The sequence below is a fragment of the Streptomyces sp. NPDC002265 genome (assembly GCF_040296125.1).
GTDB lineage: Bacteria > Actinomycetota > Actinomycetes > Streptomycetales > Streptomycetaceae > Streptomyces.
Map to the genome: position 1 here is coordinate 13,532 of NZ_JBEOWS010000065.1, position 19,682 is coordinate 33,213.

Sequence of the window (19,682 nt, forward strand, 5' to 3'; positions counted from 1 at the left end):
GCCGATGGCGCCAGGACGCGACAAGCGCCCCGAAGGTCTCGGCCTCCCCGGTATGTCGGACGCGGTCAGCGGCGAGGAGATCCGGCAGCGGATCAACACCCTCTACGACCGCGCGGAGACCGACTCGGGGACCTACAACGCCACCCGCGCGATGTCGGTCGGCGACCGCAGGACCGGCCGCCCGGCGCGTCCCGCCCAGCGCAAGCCGTCCGACCCCGCCCTCGACGCCGTCGCCCGGAAGTGGTTCGACGGAGCGCGCGCCAACGCGGGCCCGACCGTCGCGGCCGTGCTGCCCGCCGACCGGATGCCCGCCCCGTCGGCCCGCCCCGCACCGGCGCCCGTGCCGGAACTCCCGGCCGCCATTCCGGCCCCCCGCCCCGAACTCGAGGCTCCCGCCCGGCGCGCCCCGGAGCTCACCGCCGGGCCCGTCGCGCCGATCGCCGCGCTCCCGGCCGCGCCGGAGAGCCCACGGGACGCCTTCCCGGCTCTGCCCGCCGCGCCCTCCGCGCTCCCGGCCGGACCGCCCGCGGCCGCACCAGCGATGACGCCCGCCCTCGCGGTCACACCCGCACCCGTGCCTGCGCCTGCGCTTGCGGCCACGCCTGTGGCCGACACCGCGGCACGGCAGATCGCGCGGCGGTCGGCCAAGGGGCAGAACCAGGAGAAGCTCACCCAGGCCCGGAGGCTGCTGACCCGGCAGGTCGCCCTGCGTACCGCTCCGCCGGTCCCGGAGAGCGCACCGGCGGCCGCACCGAGCTGGCCGGTCCCGGAGCAGGACCCGCTGTTCGGCGAGGGCACCGGGTGGCTGACCCAGCCGTCGCCCGCTCCCGGGCCGCTCGCCGGAGGCGGCGAGTACCCGAGCGCTCCCGGCGCCACCGGTCAGTTCGGCACCGTTCCCAGTGTCGCGGGCTACCCGAACACCCCCGTCGACACCGGGCAGTTCAGCCTCCCCCTCGATGCCGCCATGACGAACCCGCCGGCCGACACCGGGCAGTTCAGCGCCATCCCGAGCGTGGCCGCCTATCCGAACACCCCTGTCGACACGGGACAGTTCAGCCTTCCCTTCGAGGCCGGTCTCACCAACCCTCCCGCCGACACCGGGCAGTTCAGCGCCGTCCCGAGCATGGGGGCCTACCCGAGCGCCCCGGTCGCCACCGGCTACCCGAGCGCCCCCGCGAGCCCTGCCTACCCCGGCGCCCCCGCCAACGTCGGCTACCCGGTCACCCCTGCCGACCCGGCCTACCCGAGCGCCCCGGTGACCGCCGCGTACCCGAGCGCCCCGGTGAGCCCCGGCTATCCGAGCGCCCCCACGGTCACCGCCTACCCGGGCAACCCCGCCGACACGGGCCAGTTCGCCCTGATGGACACCGGCCAGTTCGCCGCACCCGCCATGCCCACCGCACCCGCCATGGCCGCCGCACCTGCCATGCCTGCCGCACCCCCCATGCCCGCCATGCCCGCCATGCCCGCCCCGGTCGCGGTCGGCGTTCCGGAACCGGCGGGGTACGGCGGCAAGGCCGCGAAGGCCCTCGAGTTCGCGCGCGCCCAGATCGGCAGGCCGTGCCTGTGGGGCGCGACCGGCCCCGAGTCCTACGACTGTTCCAGTCTCACCCAGGCCGCCTGGCGGGCCGCCGGGGTCGCGCTCCCCCGCGCGGCGGCCGACCAGGCCCGCACGGTCTCGGCGATCCCGCTCACCGACCTCCAGCCCGGCGATCTCATCTTCTTCCACGGCGACACCAGCCATGTCGGAGTCTGCGCCGGACCCGGCACGATGATCCACGCCCCGGGACCGGGTGCCCTGATCCGCGAGGAGTCGATCTTCTTCGCCGGGCAGGCGGCGATCCACAGCGCAGCACGGCCGGCCTGACCCTCGGAACACACACCGCGGACCCACCCGAACCGCGAACTCCCCGCCCGTAACTTCCCGCCCGGCATGTTCCCACGTCACGGCGGCACGGTACGCCGGGCATGGAACGGCACGGCGCCCGGACCGTCGGTACCGGTCCGGGCGCCGTGCCGCGGGTGCTCACCCGGGAGTCGTCACACGGGGCGTCGCCTGGTGCGGATCAGCAGGACGACACCGGCGACGGCGAGCACGCCGCCGAGCGCCGCGGGCCACAGCTGCGCGCCGGTCTCGGCGAGACCGCCCTGGACCGCCTGCGGTTCGGTCTGCGGCACGGTCTGGGGGGCCGGCTGCGCGGCGGAGGTGGCCTGCCCGCCGTCGTCCGCGGCCTGGGTCTGCTCGGCGCCGCCCGTCGAGCCGGATCCGGCGGCTGCCGTGTCGTCGGCCTCGGGGGCGGTGGTGACCAGGCCGGAGCCATTGCCGCCCGAACCCTGCTGTCCCGAGTCGTCCTTCGGGCGGTTGGTCGCCGAGGGGGAGGAGTAGGGCTTGGGCTGGGCGTTGCCGGGACGGGTGGCGGTGGCGGTGGCGGCGGGCGGCTCCGCGGTCGCCTGGCCACCGTTACCGGCGTTGCCACCGTTACCGGCGTTGCCACCGTTGCCGGTGTTGCCACCGGTCTGCCCCTGCGCGCCGTTCCCGTCCTTCGGGGGCTCGGGGGTCTGCGTCTGCTGGCCCTGGTCGCCGTTGCCGCCGCCGTTGCCCGTGCCGTTGTCACCGCCGTTACCGGCTCCGTTGTCGCCGCCGCCGTTGCCCGGCTCGGCGCCCACGCCGCACTGCCGGCCGCCGTTGATGCAGTCGACCATCTCGTTCATCAGCTTCTCGTCGAAGACGTTGATGAAGTCGCCGTGGTCCGTGATCGGCTTGTGCAGGTTCTCGGGGAAGGAGTCCACCGCGAACAGCGGGGTCGTACGGCCGCCGTCCTGCAGGCTCGGCGCGTCCACGTCGTACACGATGCGCTGCACCAGCTGCGGAATGGCCTGGAAGCCGCTCGGGCAGGAGCCGTCGGCGGCGGCGAACGCCACGTGCGTACGGTGGTTGGCGCTGTCGATGTTCCGTCCGTCCCAGCAGCTCTGGAACTTGAACGTGCGCACGACGTCGCTGCCGCTCGGGCAGAGCGGGTACTTGTCCTTCAACTGCCGGTCCTCCAGGCCCGTGCAGCTCCAGGACGCGTTGGCGTTGGCGGGGCCGTTGACGAAGGCCTTGGCATCACCGGTGATGATGCGCAGCAGCCGCGGCATGGCGGTGACCTTGCTGCGGGGGTTGCCCACGAAGGTCATCGTCACCTGCTTGGGCGTGACGATCTGACCGGCGTTGCCCTCGGTGCCGCCACCCGGCGATCCGGCGTCCCGCTCCTGGGTGCCGTTCTGGAGGCGCAGCACGGGCCAGAAGTACGACGACTTGTCGCCCTGGTCCTGGCAGCTGGTCTGGGCATTCGCCAGGTCGTTGTCGCTGGCGAACCCGGTGTTGGACTGGTTGCCGACGTAGTCGTGGAAGTGGTGGGCGCCGTTGCTGACACCCGGGGCGACGATGACGTTGTCGGAGTTGAACAGGCCGTTCGCGTTCACACCGCAGCTGGTGGCGAAGGTGCCGCGGGAGGCATCCGCCTGGAGTTCGGGGCTCTGCGCGCCGGGCTGGGCCGAGTTGATGTCCGCGTAGTCGGCGGCGACCGGGCCGTTTCCGGCCTGCCCGCCGTTGCCGGCCTGACCCTGGCCCTGGTCCTGTCCCTGGTTCTGCTGGCCCTGGTCCTGGCCCTGCTGACCCTGGCCCTGGCCCTGCTGGCCCTGATCCTGCGTCTGCTGGCGCAGCGTGCAGGCGGCCAGCGCCTCCAGCCCCTCCGGACGGTCCCCGGCCTGGCCGATGGCGACCGCGATGCGCTCGATCGTCGCGGCCCGCGTCTCCTTCAGCGGATTCATGATCTCGCTGTCGGCGAAGCCGCTGTCGTCCTGGACTGCCTGCGCCGACTCCTGGAGCTTCTTGTAGGCCTCCGCGATCTGCTGGTCCAGCTGCGCGAGTTCCTTGTCGACGTCCTCGCGGGCCGCATCGGGAACGTCCGTCAGGCTGTCGCCGACGTCCGGACAGTCGATCGTGCCGGGACCCCACCCGCCCGACTGCTGCGTGTCGCCGCCCTGCCCGCTCTCGCTCGCGGAGGCATACACGTTCGCCACGACCAGTCCTCCGCCGCCCAGGATCAGAGCGGCTGCGGCAAAGGTCGCGCGTCGTGCGCCTGTTGGGCGTCTGCGCGTGTTGCGTCCCACGGAAAACTCCTACGCGTCGTGACGAGGCTCCGGGTATGAAAATCCCTCGTCCCATACGGAGCCGGGCCCGGATGCGTTCAGGCGCCTCAGGAATTCACAGCATTTTCTTATCGCGTACTGCCGTCGTCACTGGGAGTGCCTGGTAGGGCGTCCCGCATTCCGGGACTTGCCGCAGCCCGCCGAGGCCGTAGAAGCCGCCGGTGGGACGGACCCGGACCCGCTGTGGGACACCCGAACTGCGATCATGTGCGGTAACCGCCCGGTACGGGTGGGATGCACACACCTCACCCCCTTGTCCCAGGGAGTCGGCATGGCCTTCGACGTCGCAGCGCTCCGCGCCCTGATCCCCGCCCTGAAGTCCGGGTCCGCCCGGTTCGACGCTCCCGGCGGCACCCAGACGCCGCAGCCCGTCATCGACGCCATGGTGGAGACGCTGGCCGCGCCCCTGGCCAACCGGGGGCGGACCACCGAGGGCGAGCGCAACGCGGAGGCGGTCGTCGCCGCCGCCCGCGCCGCGCTGGGCGACCTGACCGGCGTACCGGCGCGTGGGGTCGTCTTCGGCCGCAGCGCCACCCAGCTCACCTACGACCTGGCCCGCACCCTCGCCAAGACCTGGAACGCGGGCGACGAGGTGGTCGTCACCCGGCTCGACCACGACTCCAACATCCGGCCCTGGATCCAGGCGGCGGAGGCCGTGGGCGCGCGGGTCCGCGAGGCGGACTTCGACCCGGACACGGGCGAACTGCGGCCCGAGCACATCGAGGCGGTGCTGTCGTCGCGCACCCGGCTGATCGCCGTGACCGCCGCGTCCAACCTGATCGGCACCCGCCCCGACATCCCCGCCGTGGCCCGGCTGGCACACGACGCCGGGGCGCTGCTGCACGTGGACGCGGTGCACTACGCGGCGCACGCGACCGTGGACCTCGCCGAACTCGGTGCGGACACCCTGGTGTGCTCCCCCTACAAGTTCCTCGGGCCGCACCTGGGCGTGCTGGTGAGCCGGCCCGAACTGCTGGAGACGCTGCGGCCCGACAAGCTGCTGCCGTCCTCGGACGCCGTGCCGGAGCGGTTCGAACTGGGCACGCTGCCCTACGAGTTGCTGGCGGGCGCCCGTGCCGCGGTGGACCTCCTCGCCGACCTGGCGCCCGGCGCGCAGGGCACGCGGCAGGAGCGCCTGCGCGCGGCCTTCACGGCCGTCGAGGCCCACGAGGACGCCCTGCGGGCCCGGATCGAGCGCGGGCTGGCGGACCTCGGCGGTGTGACGATGTACTCCCGTGCCGCGCAGCGCACCCCGACCCTGCTGTTCTCCGTGGCCGGCCACCGGTCGGCGGACGTCTCGCACCATCTCGCGGACCACGGCGTCGACGCCCCGGCCGGCTCCTTCTACGCACTGGAGGCCTCGGTGCGCCTCGGGCTGGGCGCTGAAGGGGCGGTGCGGGTCGGCCTGGCACCGTACTCCGACGAGAACGACGTCGACCGGCTGCTCGCGGCCCTGGGCGCGCTCCGCGCCTGAGCGGGCCGCAGCGGGCGGTCGTACGCCACCGGCCTGCGCCGTACGCCACCCGCCCGTGCCGTGCGCCCGGCGCTCGTGTCGTGCGCCGTGGCGGCACGGGGTGGGTGAGAGCGTAGGGCGAAGGCCGCTGCGCAGCCGGCCGCCGGAGGTGGAAGGTGGGCGTCCCGGAACCGCTGCCGACGTCGCAGTCGGTGCGACTGGGTGTGGTCCTGGCGATGGTCGGCGGGGCGCTCGACGCCTACACCTTCGTGAGCCTGCACGGGGTCTTCGCCAACGCGCAGACGGGGAACGTGGTCCTGCTCGGCATCGAGACGGCCCACGGGCAGTGGGAGCAGGCGTGGCGCCACGTTCCGCCGATCCTGGCGTTCATCGCGGGTGTCGTGGCGGCGGAGACGCTCAAGCGTCCCCGGCCGGCCGGCGTCGTGCGGTGGCCTCCCGTGGCGGCGCTGGTGCTGGAGATCGTGGTGCTGGCGGGCGTCGGACTGCTGCCCGCGACCGCGCCGGACACGCTGGTCGTCGTACTGATCTCGTTCACCGCGTCCGTGCAGATCACCGCGTTCCGCAAACTCGTGGACACCGCCTACAACAGCACGATGACGACGGGGAACCTCCGCACCGCGACGCAGAGCGCGTACGAGGCGCTCGTCGACGGCGACCGGGAGGCGGCGCGCCGGGCCGGTCAGTTCACGGCCGTCATCCTGGCGTTCCTCGCCGGCGCGCTGGGCGGTGCGGCCCTCACCGTGGCGGTCGGCGTGCGCGCGGTGTGGGCCGCCGCCGCGGTGCTGACCTGCGGCCTGGCGCTGTTCGTGCACGACGAACGCATGGCCCGCAGGCGCACCGCGGCGGCGGCCCGTACGGACACCCGGGGTTGAAACCGGGTCAGCCCTGGCGGGCCTTGAAGCGGGGGTTCTTCCGGTTGACCACGAACGTCACACCCCGTCGCCGGACGACCTGCGCCCCCGGCTTGGACTTGAGCGCGCGCAGCGACTTACGCACCTTCATGGCTGCGTTCTCCTTCGGTTCGATCGGGCGTCGGTGGCCGCGGTCAGCGGCTCGCCGGAGCGGGGACCGCGGTCATCGCTCCTCGCGGAAGGGGACGTGCGCCCCTGCCACCGGGTCGTACTTGCGCAGGACCAGCCGGTCCGGGTCGTTGCGGCGGTTCTTGCGCGTCACATAGGTCACACCGGTCCCGGCCGTCGACTTCAGCGTCACGACGGGACGGACCTCGTTGCGGGCCATGCATTCTCCTCTCACCGGCAACGCACCCACTGATCGGTGCATGCCAGTCACGAGGCCTACAACAGCGGGCCTCACCGGGACATTCCCGGCGTGTCCCCGCACCGGCGCAACGCGATCCAGGCGGGCAGGACGGAGGAGATCACGGCCAGTGCCGCGCAGGCGCCGACGGCCCCGCCGAGGGCCCTCCAGGGGAGCTCGATCGCGGCGCGCACCGACAGCACGCGCAGCGCGCACCACATGCCCGCCAGGTCCACGCCCGCCACCAGGAGTCCCAGCACGGCGCCGACCCCGACGACCAGCAGCGACTCGGCTGCCACCAGGTGCAGCACCTGCCGCCGCGTCGCTCCGGCCAGCCGCAGCGCGGCCAGGTCGCGGACCCGCTCGGAGGTCGCCATGATCATGGTGTTGGCGAGCGAGATGCCGGTATAGAGGAGAGCGATGCCGAGGACCAGGAGCAGCCCGGTCCGGGTCGTCCGGTTGCTCCGCGGGGAACTCGCCCGCACCCACTGCGACCCGGTGAGGACCCGGCCGCCCGAGGCGCGCACCGCCGTCCGCAGTCCATCGGCCACGATGGCCGGGTCGGCACCGGCCACGAGGGCGACGTCGACGCGGTCGACGCTCGCGCCCGGGGCGTTGCGCGGGGTGACGTAGACGCCGTTGCCGCCCGTGCCCTGCCGCAGCACCGCGACGATCCGCAGGGTCCTGGGCGTGCCGTCGCCGAGCCAGATCCGCACCCGCTGCCCCACGGTGTGCCGTTCCCACTCCTCGTTGACGACGATCGAGTCGTCGTCGAGGGCGCGCACGCTCCCGGCCACGACCGGCAGATCGGTGGTGACGGCCAGCGGCCCGGGATCGGCGGCGCGGGCCTCGTCCCTGCGGAGCGACACGCCGTCCTCCAGGACGTGCACGGCGCTCGCCGAGGTCGCGGACACCTCGGCACCGGACACCCCGCGCAGTCCGCGCAGCGTCGTCGCGTCGAAACCCCCGTCGCCCGCCGGGACGACGACGAAGGCGGCGGCCGTCCGCTCCCCGAGCTCGCCGGCCTTCGCCCGGTCCAGGGTCGCGGTGGCCCCGAGGAGCGAGCCGGTGAGCGCGACCGTCACCAGGACCGGCGCGGCGATCGCGGCGGTACGGCGCACGCCCGCGGCGGCGTTCTCCCGTACGAGCATGCCGCCCGCGCCGGGCAGCCGGGCCGGCAGCCATGCGAGCAGCCGGGTCAGCGGGCGCACCACGGCCGGAGCGAGCAGCGCCACCGCGCTGATCAGCAGCATCGGCCGGCTCACATAGGTCTTGCGGTGCAACAGGTCGGCCGGATCGGTGAGCAGGGCGACCGCGCAGGTCACCGCGGCGGTCAGCAGCAGCGCGGCGCCGGACGCCCGTCGGCCCCACGTCATCGTCCGGGAGTCGACAAAGGCCTCGCGCAGGGCCTGGACGGGACCGGTGCGGCCCGCACGCCAGAACGCGGCCGTCACACCGCACAGCGCGACGAGCAGGCCGGTCGCGAAGGCCGCGCAGTACGGCCAGGTGGCGCCGCCCACGGCGAACCAGTCCGGGGCCAGGCCGCCCTCGACCACCCAGGCAGCCAGCCGGGGTGCCTCGTGACCGCCGAGCAGGCAGCCGGCGGCCGAGGCGAGCACGCCGACCAGGAGGGCCTCGGCGAAGACCGTCCGACGGATCTGCCCCGGGGTCGCCCCGGCCGTGCGCAGCAGGCCGAACTCGCGACGCCGTTGGACGACCGAGAACGCGAAGGTGGACGCCACCACGAACACCGACACGAAGGTGGTCACCCCGCCGGCGGTGCCGAACATGGCGTTCATCGCGGTGAGGGCCTCGCCGTCCCGGTCGGGGTCGGCGTCGGCCCGGCGGCGCGCGTCGCCCGTGAGGACCTGGGCACCGGTGCCGCCCAACGCCGCACGCACGGCCGACACGTCGGCGTCCACGACCGCCTGGGTGCTGGTCGGCCGGATCCCGGCCGCGCGCCGGTCGGTGTAGAACACGGCGTTCTCGAAGCCGTGTCCGGCGACGGTGCCGACCACGCGCACCAGGCCGTGATCGGTCCGTACGCGCGCGCCGGGCCGGGTCCAGTCGCCGCTGACGACGACCTCGTCGTCGGCGGTGGGCCCGCGTCCCGTCTCGATCTCGTACGGTGCGAACGCGGCGGTGGACCAGGGGTGGCCCACCAGGTCGCCCGGTCCGCCCCGGGCCCGTACGGCGAACGACCGGTCCTCGACGACGGTGCCGAGCCGCCGCAGCCGCGTGAGTACGGCGGCGGGCAGGGCGCGCGGCCGGTCCAGCCTGCGCACCCGGTCGCCGTGCGGGGTGGGCACGCGCAGGGTGTCAGACGCCTGCACCACGACGGGCGCGGCGGCGAACCGCTCCGGGTCCCGGCCGGGCGCGTGCAGCGTCGAGGCGAGGGCCAGACCCATGACGGTGGTCAGCGCGACGCCGAGCGCGAGGGCGACGAAGCTGCCGATGAAGGTGACCCAGCGGCTGCGCAGGGTGCACAGGGCGACGGTCAGCACGCTCCGGCCTCCAGCCTCGTCATCCGCGTGGCGATGTCGTCGGCTTGCGCCCCGGCCAGCTCGCTCTCGATCCGCCCGTCGACGAGGAAGACGACGCGGTCGGCGTACGAGGCGGCGACCGGGTCGTGCGTGACCATGACGACCGTACGGCCCTCGGTGTCGACCACGGCGCGCAGCAGCTTGAGCACCTCACGGCCGGTGTGCGTGTCGAGGGCGCCGGTCGGCTCGTCGCCGAAGAGCACCTCGGGTCGGGTGATCAGGGCTCGCGCCAGGGCGACGCGCTGCTGCTGGCCACCGGACAGCTCCGTCGGCCGGTGCCGCGCCCGGTCCCCCAGGCCGACCTGTTCGAGCACCTCCCGCACCCGGGCCCGGGGTGGCCGGCGGCGCGCGAGCCGCAGAGGCAGCGCCACGTTCTGCTCGGCCGTCAGGGAAGCCAGCAGGTTGAAGGACTGGAACACGAACCCGATGCGTTCGCGGCGCAGCAGGGTCAACCGGGTCTCGCTCAGGCTCGTCAGGTCGGTCCCGCCCAGGACGACCGAACCCGAGGTGGGGCGGTCCAGTCCGGCGGCGCACTGCAACAGGGTCGACTTGCCCGAGCCGGAGGGGCCCATGACGGCGGTGAAGGTGCCCTGCGGGACGGCGAGCGAGACCCCGTCGAGCGCTGTCACCGCGCTGTCCCCTGTCCCGTACCGTCTGCTGACGGAGTGCAACCGGATGGCGTCCTGGTTCATCTGTCCCCACCGTTCTCGCGGTCTGTGCCGCACCGTTGTCCGTGCCCGTGCCACACCGTCGTCGATGTCCGTGCCGCACGCACCGTTGTCCATGTCCGTGCCGCACCGTCGTCGATGTCCGTGCGCGTGCCGTCGTCGATGTCCGTGCGCGTGCCGCACGGTTTCGCTGTCCGTGCCGCTCGGTGAACCGGTGCTGGCCAATGGGCCCCACGAAACCGTGTGACGGCGTGCCCGCGCAGTGCGGCAGGGGCGAGACCTGGGGTAGGGCCGGCCCTACCCCAAGAGCTCCCACTGGACCGATGGCACCGGCCCGGCCGGAGCTTCTACGGTGATCGCATGCGCCCTCGGAACGTATGGCAGGCCATGTCCGGGCCGGGCTTCCTGCTCTCGCTCTGGCCGTGGCGGTCGGCCGCCTACCTGCTCACCGGCATACCGGCCGGGGCGGCCGCCCTCGTGGGGATCGTGAGCACGACGGCGGTCGGCTGTGTCCTCGCCGTCGTACTCGTGGGGCTCCCCCTGCTCGGCTGTGTCGCCCTCGCCGGGATTCCGGTGGCGTGGGCGGAGCGGCTCCGGCTGCGCCTGGTCGACCGTGACCCGGTCACCGGCCGCCACCGGACGCCGGCCGCACGGGGTCTGTGGCCCTGGCTGACGACGCGGCTGCGGGAACGGGCCACCTGGCGCGAGCTCGGCTACGCGCTGCTGTTCGCCGTTCTGCTGTGGCCGGTCGACGCCCTCGCGCTCACCGTCGGGCTGCTCGTCCCCCTGTCGGTGATCGCGACCCCGCTGCTCCTGGCGACCGTCGGCGACGGCCGGCAGACCAAGGTGCTCAAGGTCTGGACGGTCACCGACTGGCCCACCGCCTACGGGTTCGCCGTGCTCGGGCTGGCCCTGCTGCTCCTGGGCGGCTACGCGCTGGCGGCTGTCGCCGGCGGCCAGGCCGAACTGACCCGTCTGCTGATCGCGCCGCGCGAAGGCGACCTGGGCGAGCGGGTCGTGGAGCTGACGCGCTCGCGCGTCCGGCTGGTGGACGCCTTCGAGGCGGAGCGCCGGCGCATCGAGCGCGATCTGCACGACGGGGCGCAACAACGGCTGGTGGCGCTGACGATGACGCTGGGTCTGGCCCGCCTGGACGCACCGCCGGGGCCGCTCGCCGACCAGCTGGCCCAGGCCCATCGACAGGCGGGCGAGGCACTGGCGGAGTTGCGGGAACTCGTCCACGGCATCCATCCCAAGGTCCTGGCGGACTACGGTCTCCCGGCGGCGGTCGCCGACGCGGCGGACCGTTCCGCGGTGCCCGTGGACGTCGACCTGGAACTGTCCGCGCGCCTGCCCGAGAGCGTCGAGGCCGCCGCGTACTTCGTGGTCTGTGAGGCCCTCGCCAACATCGCCAGGCACAGCGGCGCCGACCGCGCGGAGGTGACCGGGGAGCATCGCGACGGGCGCCTGTTCCTGCGGGTGCGCGACGACGGCCGGGGCGGCGCGGTCGCCGGGAACGGCAGCGGGCTCACCGGACTTGCGGACCGGGTGTCGGTACTCGATGGCAGACTCTCCCTGTCCAGCCCACCGGGCGGACCGACCCTCTTGTGTGTGGAGTTTCCTTGCGAGCCGACGGACCCCTGCGCGTAGTGCTGGCGGAGGACAGTGTGCTGTTGCGGGAAGGGCTCGCCGGACTGCTCGACCGCGGCGGACACGAGGTGGTCGCGGCGGTCGGCGACGCGGTGGCGCTGGTCGAGGCGGTCGAGGAGCACGCCCCCGACATCGTCGTGACCGACGTCCGGATGCCCCCGGGGTTCCAGGACGAAGGACTGCACGCCGCCGTCCGGTTGCGGGAGCGGCGCCCGGGGCTGCCCGTGCTGGTGCTCAGCCAGTACGTGCAGCGTACGTACGCCGCCGAACTGCTGGACTCAGGCGACGGCACGGCGGTCGGCTACCTGCTCAAGGACCGGGTCGGCCAGGTCGTGGAGTTCCTGGACGCCCTGGCCGAGGTGGCCGCCGGGGGCACGGTCGTCGACCCCGAGGTCGTACGCCAGTTGCTGCGCCGCCGCCGGGATCCGCTGCAACGGCTCACCCCGCGCGAGCGGGAGGTGCTGGCCCTGATCGCGGAGGGCAGGTCGAACGGGTCGATCGCCCGCGCACTCGTGGTATCCGAGGCGGCCGTCGGCAAACACATCGGCAGCATCCTCGGCAAGCTGGACCTGCCGCAGACGGACGAGACCCATCGAAGGGTGCTGGCGGTCCTCGCGTTCCTGCGCACCTGACCGGCCGCCGCGCCTGTTCCTCCGGACACCCTCAAGACACCCCGGCCCGCCCTGGCACACCTCACACGCACCTCTGCCCCCACCCGTCACACCCCTCACACCACAGGCCCGACCCCCTCACGCACCCCGCGCGGATGCGCATCGGTGCCCGTGTGGCGCATTCTTTCTGTGTCGCCCGCGTGAGCGGCGCCAGGACGAGGTAGGGCCGATGTGACTGGGAGCGCCGGGAACGGGGCAGGAACCGGACGGCTGGCCGGGCTGCTGACCCAGGCCGCTGCGGAGGCGATCCGAACGGCCGAAGGGCCGGTGGCAGGCGTGTACCTGCGGGCCGGCGCACCCGGCCTGCTGCGGCTCGCCGTCCTCGCCGGGCTGCCCGCGCCGCTGTTCCACCCCTGGTGGCGGCTGCACGTGAACCGGCCCTTCCCGGTGGCCGACGCCTACCGGCTCGGGGTCCAGGTGATCCTGCCCAACGCGACCGAGGCGATGCGGCGCTACCCCCAGTTCGCGGCGGGGCTGCCCTTCCAGTTCGGCTCCCTGTACGTGCCGGTCATCGGCGGGGCCGGACCGTTCGGCGTCCTCACGATGCTGCGCCCCGCCGCGGCCGACGCCGACGAGTTGCGCCCGGACCAGGCGCAGCTGACCCGTCTGGCCGCCGACCTGGGCCGGTCGCTGCACCGTCTGGAGGCCGAGGGACCGCCCCTGGCCTGGGACGACCGGCCCCTGTCCGTGCGCACACCGGCCGCCGGGCCGGCCGCGGACCGCTCGGCGGGCTTCTCCTGGGATCCGGCCACGGACCTGGTCACGCCCGACCGTGAGGTGCACGCCCTGCTGGGCCTGCCCCCGGGGGAGTTCCCGGCCACCCTGCGCGACCTGGCCCGCACCCTCGCACCCACCGACTCCCCACAGCTCCTGGCCCTGCTGCGGGAGACCGCCGAGGGCAGACCACCGCCCCTGTCCGTGCCGGTCCGGGCGGCGGACGGCGCGCTGCGGCTGCTGCGGCTGCGGGCTCCGGAGCCGGGTGCCGGTCCCGGCGGAGCGGGCGCCGGGGGTGTGCTGCGCGACCCGCGGGCCGACTCGCCCGCCGACGCGGCGGCCGGTCTGCTTCCGGAGGGCGTGTTCTGTCTGGACCGGCTGGGCCTGGTCGTGTACGCCAATCCGCGGGCCGCGCATCTGCTTGGGCTGTCCCGGAGCCGACTGCTGGGCCGTGCGCTGTGGGACAGTGCCCCCTGGCTGCGCCAGCCCGCGTTCGAGGAGCATCTGCGCGGCGCCCTGCTGGCGCCGGAACCCGTGCACTTCCATGTCCGGCGCCCGGCCGCGGACGACGAGCAGGCGTTCGAGGGCGAGTGGCTCGCCGTGTCGGTCTACCCCGGTTCCAACATTCTGACCTGCACGGTCATGCCGTCGAACCGGATCGCCGAACCGGTCGACGTACGCCGCACGACGGCGGAGGAGCCTGCCGCCGCCGGCCTGCCCCGGATCGGCGGCCTGCTGTCGGGCACCGCCCCGACGCCCCCGCAGTACCGGCCGATCGTGCTCGCGATCGCGCTGACCGAGGCGGTGACCGCCCGGCAGGTCTCCGCGGTGGTGATGCAGGAGCTGCTGCCCGCGTTCGGCGGCCGCAGCCTGGCCATCTACCTGTTGCAGGAGCGGCATCTCTACCTGGCCTGGGAGAGCGGCTTCCCGGAAGGCTTCCTCGCCCCCTTCGAGGGGGTGGGTCTGGACGCCCGGCTGCCGGGCGTGGAGACCCTCACCACCGGCCGCCCGCTGTTCTTCGACTCCATGCAGCAGATGGAGGCCGCCTACCCCGGGATGCCGATCGACACCACGCAGGGCGCCCGCGTCTTCCTCCCGCTGATCGCCTCCGGCCGCCCGGTCGGCTCCTGCATCCTCGGTTTCGAACGGCCGCACAGCTTCAGCACCGAGGAACGCACGGTGCTCACCGCGCTCGCCGGGCTGATCGCCCACGCGATGGAGAAGGCGCAGCGCTACGACACCGAGGCGGCGCTCGCCCGTGGGCTCCAGCAGGCCCTGCTGCCCCGGCGGCTGTCCTCGCACCCGATGCTGGAGACCGCCGGGCGGTACCTGCCCGGCACCCAGGGCATGGACGTCGGCGGCGACTGGTACGACGTCGTCGAGGCGGGGGACGGTCTGGCCCTGGTGATCGGGGACGTCCAGGGCCACGGTGTGCAGGCGGCCGCCACCATGGGGCAACTGCGCAGCGCCGTCCGTGCCTTCGCCCTCGGCGGTCATCCGCCCGACGAGGTGATGAGCGGGACCAACCGGCTTCTCGTCGACCTCGATGCCGGCCAGTTCGCCAGCTGCTGCTACCTGCGGCTGAACCCCGCGACCGGCCTGCTGCGGATCGCCCGCGCGGGACACCCGCCTCCCCTGCTGCGCCAGGCGGACGGCTGTGCGCAGGTCGTGGACATCCCCGGCGGCGTCGTCCTCGGCGTGACCCCCGACGCCCACTACCCGGTGATGGAGCTGCGGCTGGAACCCGGCGCGATCCTCGCCCTGTACACGGACGGGCTGGTCGAGCGGCCCGGCTTCGACATCGACGACGGCATCGACACGCTGCGCGAGGCGCTGGACCGGGCCGCCCCCGCGCTCGCCCCGCAGGGCGAGCAGTCCCTGGGGGATCTCGCCGACCGGCTCACCGCGACCGCCCGGCACGCCGTCGACCGGCCCGACGACATCGCGCTGCTCCTGGCCACCCGCCACACCACACCCCAGCACCCCGGCTGACCTCGCCGCTGCCGCACCATCAGGGAGCGGCCCCCGGAGTGAGGGGGTCCGCACACGCGGTGACACCTGTCGCCTCGCGGAGTCCGGCAGTGTAGACATGGCACATGGTCCGACTCCTGAGTCGAGTGGGGGCTGAGACGATCCGTCCGGACGGTCGCCGCACACCGCGCGCACCGGACCGCACCGACGACACCCGCGGGCAGCAGACGCGGGCGGCATCCGGCGCGCCGGACGGACCGCGCGCCGACGGGGAGCGGCCGCGCCGCGAAAAACCCGGGCGACTGCGGTCCGTGCTGGGCGGACGCAGCCTGGCCGCGCAGGTGTTCGTACTGAACGTGGTCATCGTGCTGCTGCTGGTCGTGGCCGCGGCGGTGGCGCTGGTGCTCCAGGTGCGGCACGACACGGCCGCGGAGGCCCGCAGCCGTTCGCTCGCCGTGGCCCAGACCTACGCCCACTCCCCCGGCATCCACGCGGCGCTGCGCAGCGCACATCCCACGGCCCTGCTCCAGCCGTCCGCCGAGGCCGCCCGCAAGGCCGCGAAGGTCGACTTCATCGTCGTCATGAACACCCAGGGGATCCGCTACACGCACCCCAATCCGCAACGCATCGGCAAGCAGTTCGTCGGGACGCTCGGACCGGCGCAGCAGGGCGACACGGTGGTCGAGGAGATCAACGGGACCATCGGGCGGCTGGTGCAGGCCGTGGTGCCGGTCAAGGCGCCGGACGGGAAGGTGGAGGGCCTGGTCTCGGCCGGGATCACCACGCAGCACGTGGGCGGTGCCGCGAAGCGGCAGCTGCCGCTGATGCTGGGCGCCGCGGCCGCGGGCCTCGGGCTGGCCACGGCGGGCACGGCGCTGGTGAGCCGACGGCTGCTGCGGCAGACCCACGGCCTCGGCCCGAACGAGATGACCCGGATGTACGAGCACCACGACGCGGTGCTGCACTCCGTACGGGAAGGGGTGCTCATCGTCGGCGGTGACGGCGACCTGCTGCTCGCCAACGACGAGGCGCGCCGGCTGCTGGACCTGCCGGTGGACGCCGAGGGCCGCAATGTGCACGACCTCGGCCTCGATCCGGGCACCGCCGAGCTGCTCGCCTCGGGCCGGGTCGCGACGGACGAGGTGTTCCTGGTCGGCGACCGGCTGCTGGCGGTCAACCACCGGCCCACGGACCTGGCGGGCGGGCCGGCCGGCAGCGTGGCCACGCTGCGCGACTCCACCGAACTGCGTGCCCTGTCCGGCCGGGCGGAGGTGGCGCGCGAACGCCTCGACATGATCTACGCCGCCGGGGTGGGCGTCGGCACGAGCCTGGACGTGACCCGCACCGCCGAGGAGCTGACCGACCTCGCCGTACCGCGGTTCGCGGACTTCGCCACCGTGGACCTGTTCGACTCCGTGATCGACGGCGGCGAGACGAAGCCGGGCGACGTGCTGCACCGGATCGCGTCGGGCGGCATCAACCGGGGCGCGCCGCTCTACCCGCTCGGTTCCCGGATCAAGTTCGTCGCGTCCTCGCCGCACGCGCGCAGCCTCGCCACCGGCCGGGCGGTCCTGGAGCCGTGGCTCGACCGGGCGCCGGGCTGGCGTGCGCAGGACCGGGAGCGCACAGAGCAGGTCGTGGAGTACGGCATCCACTCGCTGATCACCGTTCCGGTGCGGGCGGGGTCGCTGACCCTGGGCGTGGTCGGCTTCTGGCGTTCGCAGCGGCCCGAGCCGTTCCACGAGGACGAGGTGACCCTCGCCGAGGAGCTGGTCGCCCGCGCCGCGGTGTCCATCGACAACGCCCGCCGCTACACCCGCGAGCACAGTACGGCGGAGGCGTTGCAGCGCAGCCTGCTGCCGCGCAGCCTGCCCGAACAGAATGCCCTGGACGTCGCCTACCGCTACCTGCCCGCGCAGGCGGGCGTCGGCGGCGACTGGTTCGACGTCGTGCCGCTGTCCGGCGCCCGGGTGGCACTGGTCGTGGGCGACGTGGTGGGCCACGGGCTGCACGCGGCGGCCACGATGGGCCGGCTGCGTACGGCGGTGCACAACTTCGCCGCCCTCGACCTGGCGCCGGCCGAGCTGCTCGCCCTGCTCGACGAGCTGGTCGGCCGTATCGACCAGGACGAGTCGGCGGAGGAGGCCGGCGCGCCCGTGACCGGCGCGACCTGTCTGTACGCGGTCTACGACCCGGTCTCCCGGTACTGCTCGCTCGCCCGTGCGGGCCATCCGCCGCCGGCCGTGATCCGGCCCGACGGCCGGGTGGACTTCGTCGACATGCCGGCCGGTCCGCCGCTCGGGATCGGCGGACTGCCCTTCGAGACGGCGGAGGTGGAGCTGGCGGAGGGCAGCCGGCTGGTGCTGTACACCGACGGGCTGGTCGAGGACCGGAAGCGGGACATCGACGAAGGTCTGGAGCTGCTGCGCAACGCCCTCGGGCGGGCCGGGGACTCTCCCGAGGCCACCTGCCGGACCGTGCTCGACGAGCTGCTCCCCGAGCAGCCGGGCGACGACATCGCGGTGCTCGTGGCGCGCACCCGGGTGCTCGGCGCCGACCAGGTCGCGGAGTGGGAGGTGCCGATGGACCCGGCGGCGGTGCAGGACGTACGGGCCCGGGTGACCCGTCAGCTGGCGGAGTGGGACCTGGCGGAGCTGGCCTTCACCTCGGAACTGATCCTCAGCGAGCTGGTCACCAACGGGATCCGCTACGGTGGCGCTCCCCTGCGGGTGCGTCTGCTGCGCGACCGCAGTCTGATCTGCGAGGTCTTCGACACCAGCAGCACCTCGCCGCATCTGCGGCACGCGGCGACGACGGACGAGGGCGGCCGCGGGCTGTTCCTGGTGGCGCAGTTGGCCGAACGCTGGGGCACCCGGTACACGCCCGACGGCAAGTTCATCTGGGCCGAGCAGCCGCTTCCCTGATGCCCGCCGTCTACCCATAAGCGCGGCTTATGGGTCCATAGACCGGACCCGCGTACCAACTAAGGTTTGCCTCAGTTTAGGCTTCCCGTCGAGTCGCCTGTCATCGCTCGAAGGGAACCTGATCATGCCCCGCCCCCTGCGGGTAGCCATCGTCGGAGCCGGCCCCGCCGGGATCTACGCCGCCGACGCGCTGCTGAAGTCCGAAGTGGCCGCCGAACCCGGTGTCTCGATCGACCTCTTCGAGCGCATGCCGGCCCCGTTCGGCCTGATCCGCTACGGCGTCGCGCCCGACCACCCCCGCATCAAGGGCATCATCACCGCCCTGCACCAGGTGCTCGACAAGCCGCAGATCCGTCTCTTCGGCAACGTCGACTACCCGACCGACATCAGCCTGGACGACCTGCGCGCCTTCTACGACGCCGTGATCTTCTCCACCGGCGCGACGGCCGACCGGGAGATGCGCATACCCGGCATCGAACTCGACGGCTCCTACGGCGCCGCCGACTTCGTGTCCTGGTACGACGGCCACCCGGACGTCCCGCGCACCTGGCCGCTGGAGGCCGAGAAGGTCGCCGTCCTCGGCGTCGGCAACGTGGCGCTCGACGTGGCGCGCATCCTGGCCAAGACGGCGGACGAGCTGCTGCCCACGGAGATCCCGCCGAACGTCTACGACGGTCTGAAGGCGAACAAGGCGCTGGAGATCCACGTCTTCGGCCGCCGCGGCCCGGCCCAGGCGAAGTTCAGCCCGATGGAGCTGCGGGAGCTGGACCACTCCCCCACCATCGAGGTCATCGTCGACCCCGAGGACATCGACTACGACGAGGGCTCCATCGCCACCCGGCGCGGCAACAAGCAGGCCGACATGGTCGCCAAGACCCTGGAGAACTGGGCGATCCGCGACATCGGCGACCGTCCCCACAAGCTGTTCCTGCACTTCTTCGAGTCGCCCGCCGAGGTCCTCGGCGAGGACGGCAAGGTCGTCGGTCTGCGCACCGAGCGCACGGCCCTCGACGGCACGGGCAACGTCAAGGGCACCGGCGAGTTCAAGGACTGGGACGTCAGCGCGGTCTACCGGGCCGTCGGCTACCTGTCCGACAAGCTGCCCAAGCTGCCCTGGGACGTCGAGTCCGGCACGGTCCCGGACCAGGGCGGCCGGGTCGTCGAGGAGAGCGGCGCGCACCTTCAGTCGGTCTACGTCACCGGCTGGATCCGGCGTGGCCCGGTCGGCCTGATCGGTCACACCAAGGGCGACGCCAACGAGACGGTCGCCAACCTCCTGGACGACCACGCGAACGGCCGCCTGGGCGTGCCCGCCTCGCCCGAGCCCGAGGCCGTGGACGCGTTTCTCGCGGAGCGCAGCGTCCGCTTCACCACCTGGGAGGGCTGGTACAAGCTGGACGCCGCCGAGAAGGCACTGGGCGAGCCCCAGGGCCGGGAGCGCGTGAAGCTCGTCGAGCGGGAGGACATGCTCCGGGAGAGCGGCGCCTGAGACGACGCACCGGCCGGCCCGGGGGGGCCCGCGGGCCCCCCGCCGCCCGGGCCCCCCCGGCCCGGCGTGATGCCCCCCCCCCCCCCCCCCCCCCGCCCCCCCCCCCCGCGCCCCCGCCCCCGACCGC

13 protein-coding genes are annotated in these 19,682 nt (G+C 73.8%); 8 read left to right on the forward strand and 5 right to left on the reverse strand.

Annotated elements, in window-relative coordinates; genetic code table 11:
- Positions 1 to 1,462: 1,462 nt before the first annotated feature.
- Entirely contained in the window at positions 1,463 to 1,867 is a 405-nt protein-coding gene (locus ABT085_RS46690; RefSeq protein ID WP_384730113.1) for a C40 family peptidase, read from the forward strand.
- Between the two features lie 173 nt (positions 1,868 to 2,040).
- Here ABT085_RS46690 and ABT085_RS14530 read toward each other — a convergent pair whose 3' ends face one another.
- Entirely contained in the window at positions 2,041 to 4,155 is a 2,115-nt protein-coding gene (locus ABT085_RS14530; RefSeq protein WP_351606364.1) for a DUF1996 domain-containing protein, read from the reverse strand.
- Between the two features lie 310 nt (positions 4,156 to 4,465).
- On the opposite strand from ABT085_RS14530, the gene ABT085_RS14535 reads away from it, so the two are divergent.
- Positions 4,466 to 5,668 carry a cysteine desulfurase-like protein gene (locus ABT085_RS14535; protein ID WP_351606366.1) on the forward strand — a complete coding sequence of 401 codons (1,203 nt, stop codon included), beginning with the start codon at positions 4,466 to 4,468 and terminating at the stop codon, positions 5,666 to 5,668.
- A gap of 155 nt (positions 5,669 to 5,823) precedes the next feature.
- Positions 5,824 to 6,540, forward strand: a complete 717-nt coding sequence (locus ABT085_RS14540) for a YoaK family protein (protein WP_351606369.1) — start codon at positions 5,824 to 5,826, stop codon at positions 6,538 to 6,540.
- Between the two features lie 7 nt (positions 6,541 to 6,547).
- Here the strand turns inward: ABT085_RS14540 and ABT085_RS14545 are convergent, their stop codons facing one another.
- The 4 genes from ABT085_RS14545 to ABT085_RS14560 all read right to left on the reverse strand — a co-directional run bounded on the left by ABT085_RS14545 (position 6,548) and on the right by ABT085_RS14560 (position 10,160).
- Positions 6,548 to 6,670 (reverse strand): ribosomal protein bL36, encoded by a 123-nt coding sequence (locus ABT085_RS14545; RefSeq protein WP_351606372.1) that lies wholly within the window; start codon positions 6,668 to 6,670, stop codon positions 6,548 to 6,550.
- Positions 6,671 to 6,742: 72 nt separating this feature from the next.
- A complete protein-coding gene (gene rpmG / locus ABT085_RS14550; RefSeq protein WP_152889071.1) occupies positions 6,743 to 6,907 on the reverse strand; it encodes a 50S ribosomal protein L33 in 165 nt (54 codons plus the stop codon).
- Between the two features lie 71 nt (positions 6,908 to 6,978).
- Complete coding sequence (locus ABT085_RS14555; RefSeq protein WP_351606375.1) at positions 6,979 to 9,429, reverse strand: ABC transporter permease; 2,451 nt, start codon at positions 9,427 to 9,429, stop codon at positions 6,979 to 6,981.
- Entirely contained in the window at positions 9,423 to 10,160 is a 738-nt protein-coding gene (locus ABT085_RS14560) for an ABC transporter ATP-binding protein (RefSeq protein WP_351606377.1), read from the reverse strand. The genes ABT085_RS14555 and ABT085_RS14560 overlap by 7 nt, the downstream gene beginning before the upstream one ends.
- A gap of 363 nt (positions 10,161 to 10,523) precedes the next feature.
- Here ABT085_RS14560 and ABT085_RS14565 point away from each other — a divergent pair, with 363 nt between their 5' ends.
- The 5 genes from ABT085_RS14565 (at position 10,524) to ABT085_RS14585 (ending at position 19,555) form a co-directional block, all read left to right on the forward strand.
- Positions 10,524 to 11,786 (forward strand): sensor histidine kinase, encoded by a 1,263-nt coding sequence (locus ABT085_RS14565; RefSeq protein ID WP_351606389.1) that lies wholly within the window; start codon positions 10,524 to 10,526, stop codon positions 11,784 to 11,786.
- Positions 11,786 to 12,418, forward strand: coding sequence for a response regulator (locus tag ABT085_RS14570; protein ID WP_351606391.1), 633 nt, complete (start codon positions 11,786 to 11,788; stop codon positions 12,416 to 12,418). The genes ABT085_RS14565 and ABT085_RS14570 overlap by 1 nt, the downstream gene beginning before the upstream one ends.
- 210 nt (positions 12,419 to 12,628) lie before the next feature.
- Positions 12,629 to 15,163 carry a SpoIIE family protein phosphatase gene (locus ABT085_RS14575; protein ID WP_351606379.1) on the forward strand — a complete coding sequence of 845 codons (2,535 nt, stop codon included), beginning with the start codon at positions 12,629 to 12,631 and terminating at the stop codon, positions 15,161 to 15,163.
- A gap of 104 nt (positions 15,164 to 15,267) precedes the next feature.
- A complete protein-coding gene (locus ABT085_RS14580) occupies positions 15,268 to 18,066 on the forward strand; it encodes a SpoIIE family protein phosphatase (RefSeq protein ID WP_351606381.1) in 2,799 nt (932 codons plus the stop codon).
- A gap of 124 nt (positions 18,067 to 18,190) precedes the next feature.
- Positions 18,191 to 19,555 (forward strand): FAD-dependent oxidoreductase, encoded by a 1,365-nt coding sequence (locus ABT085_RS14585; RefSeq protein ID WP_351606384.1) that lies wholly within the window; start codon positions 18,191 to 18,193, stop codon positions 19,553 to 19,555.
- The last annotated feature ends 127 nt before the right edge of the window (positions 19,556 to 19,682 follow it).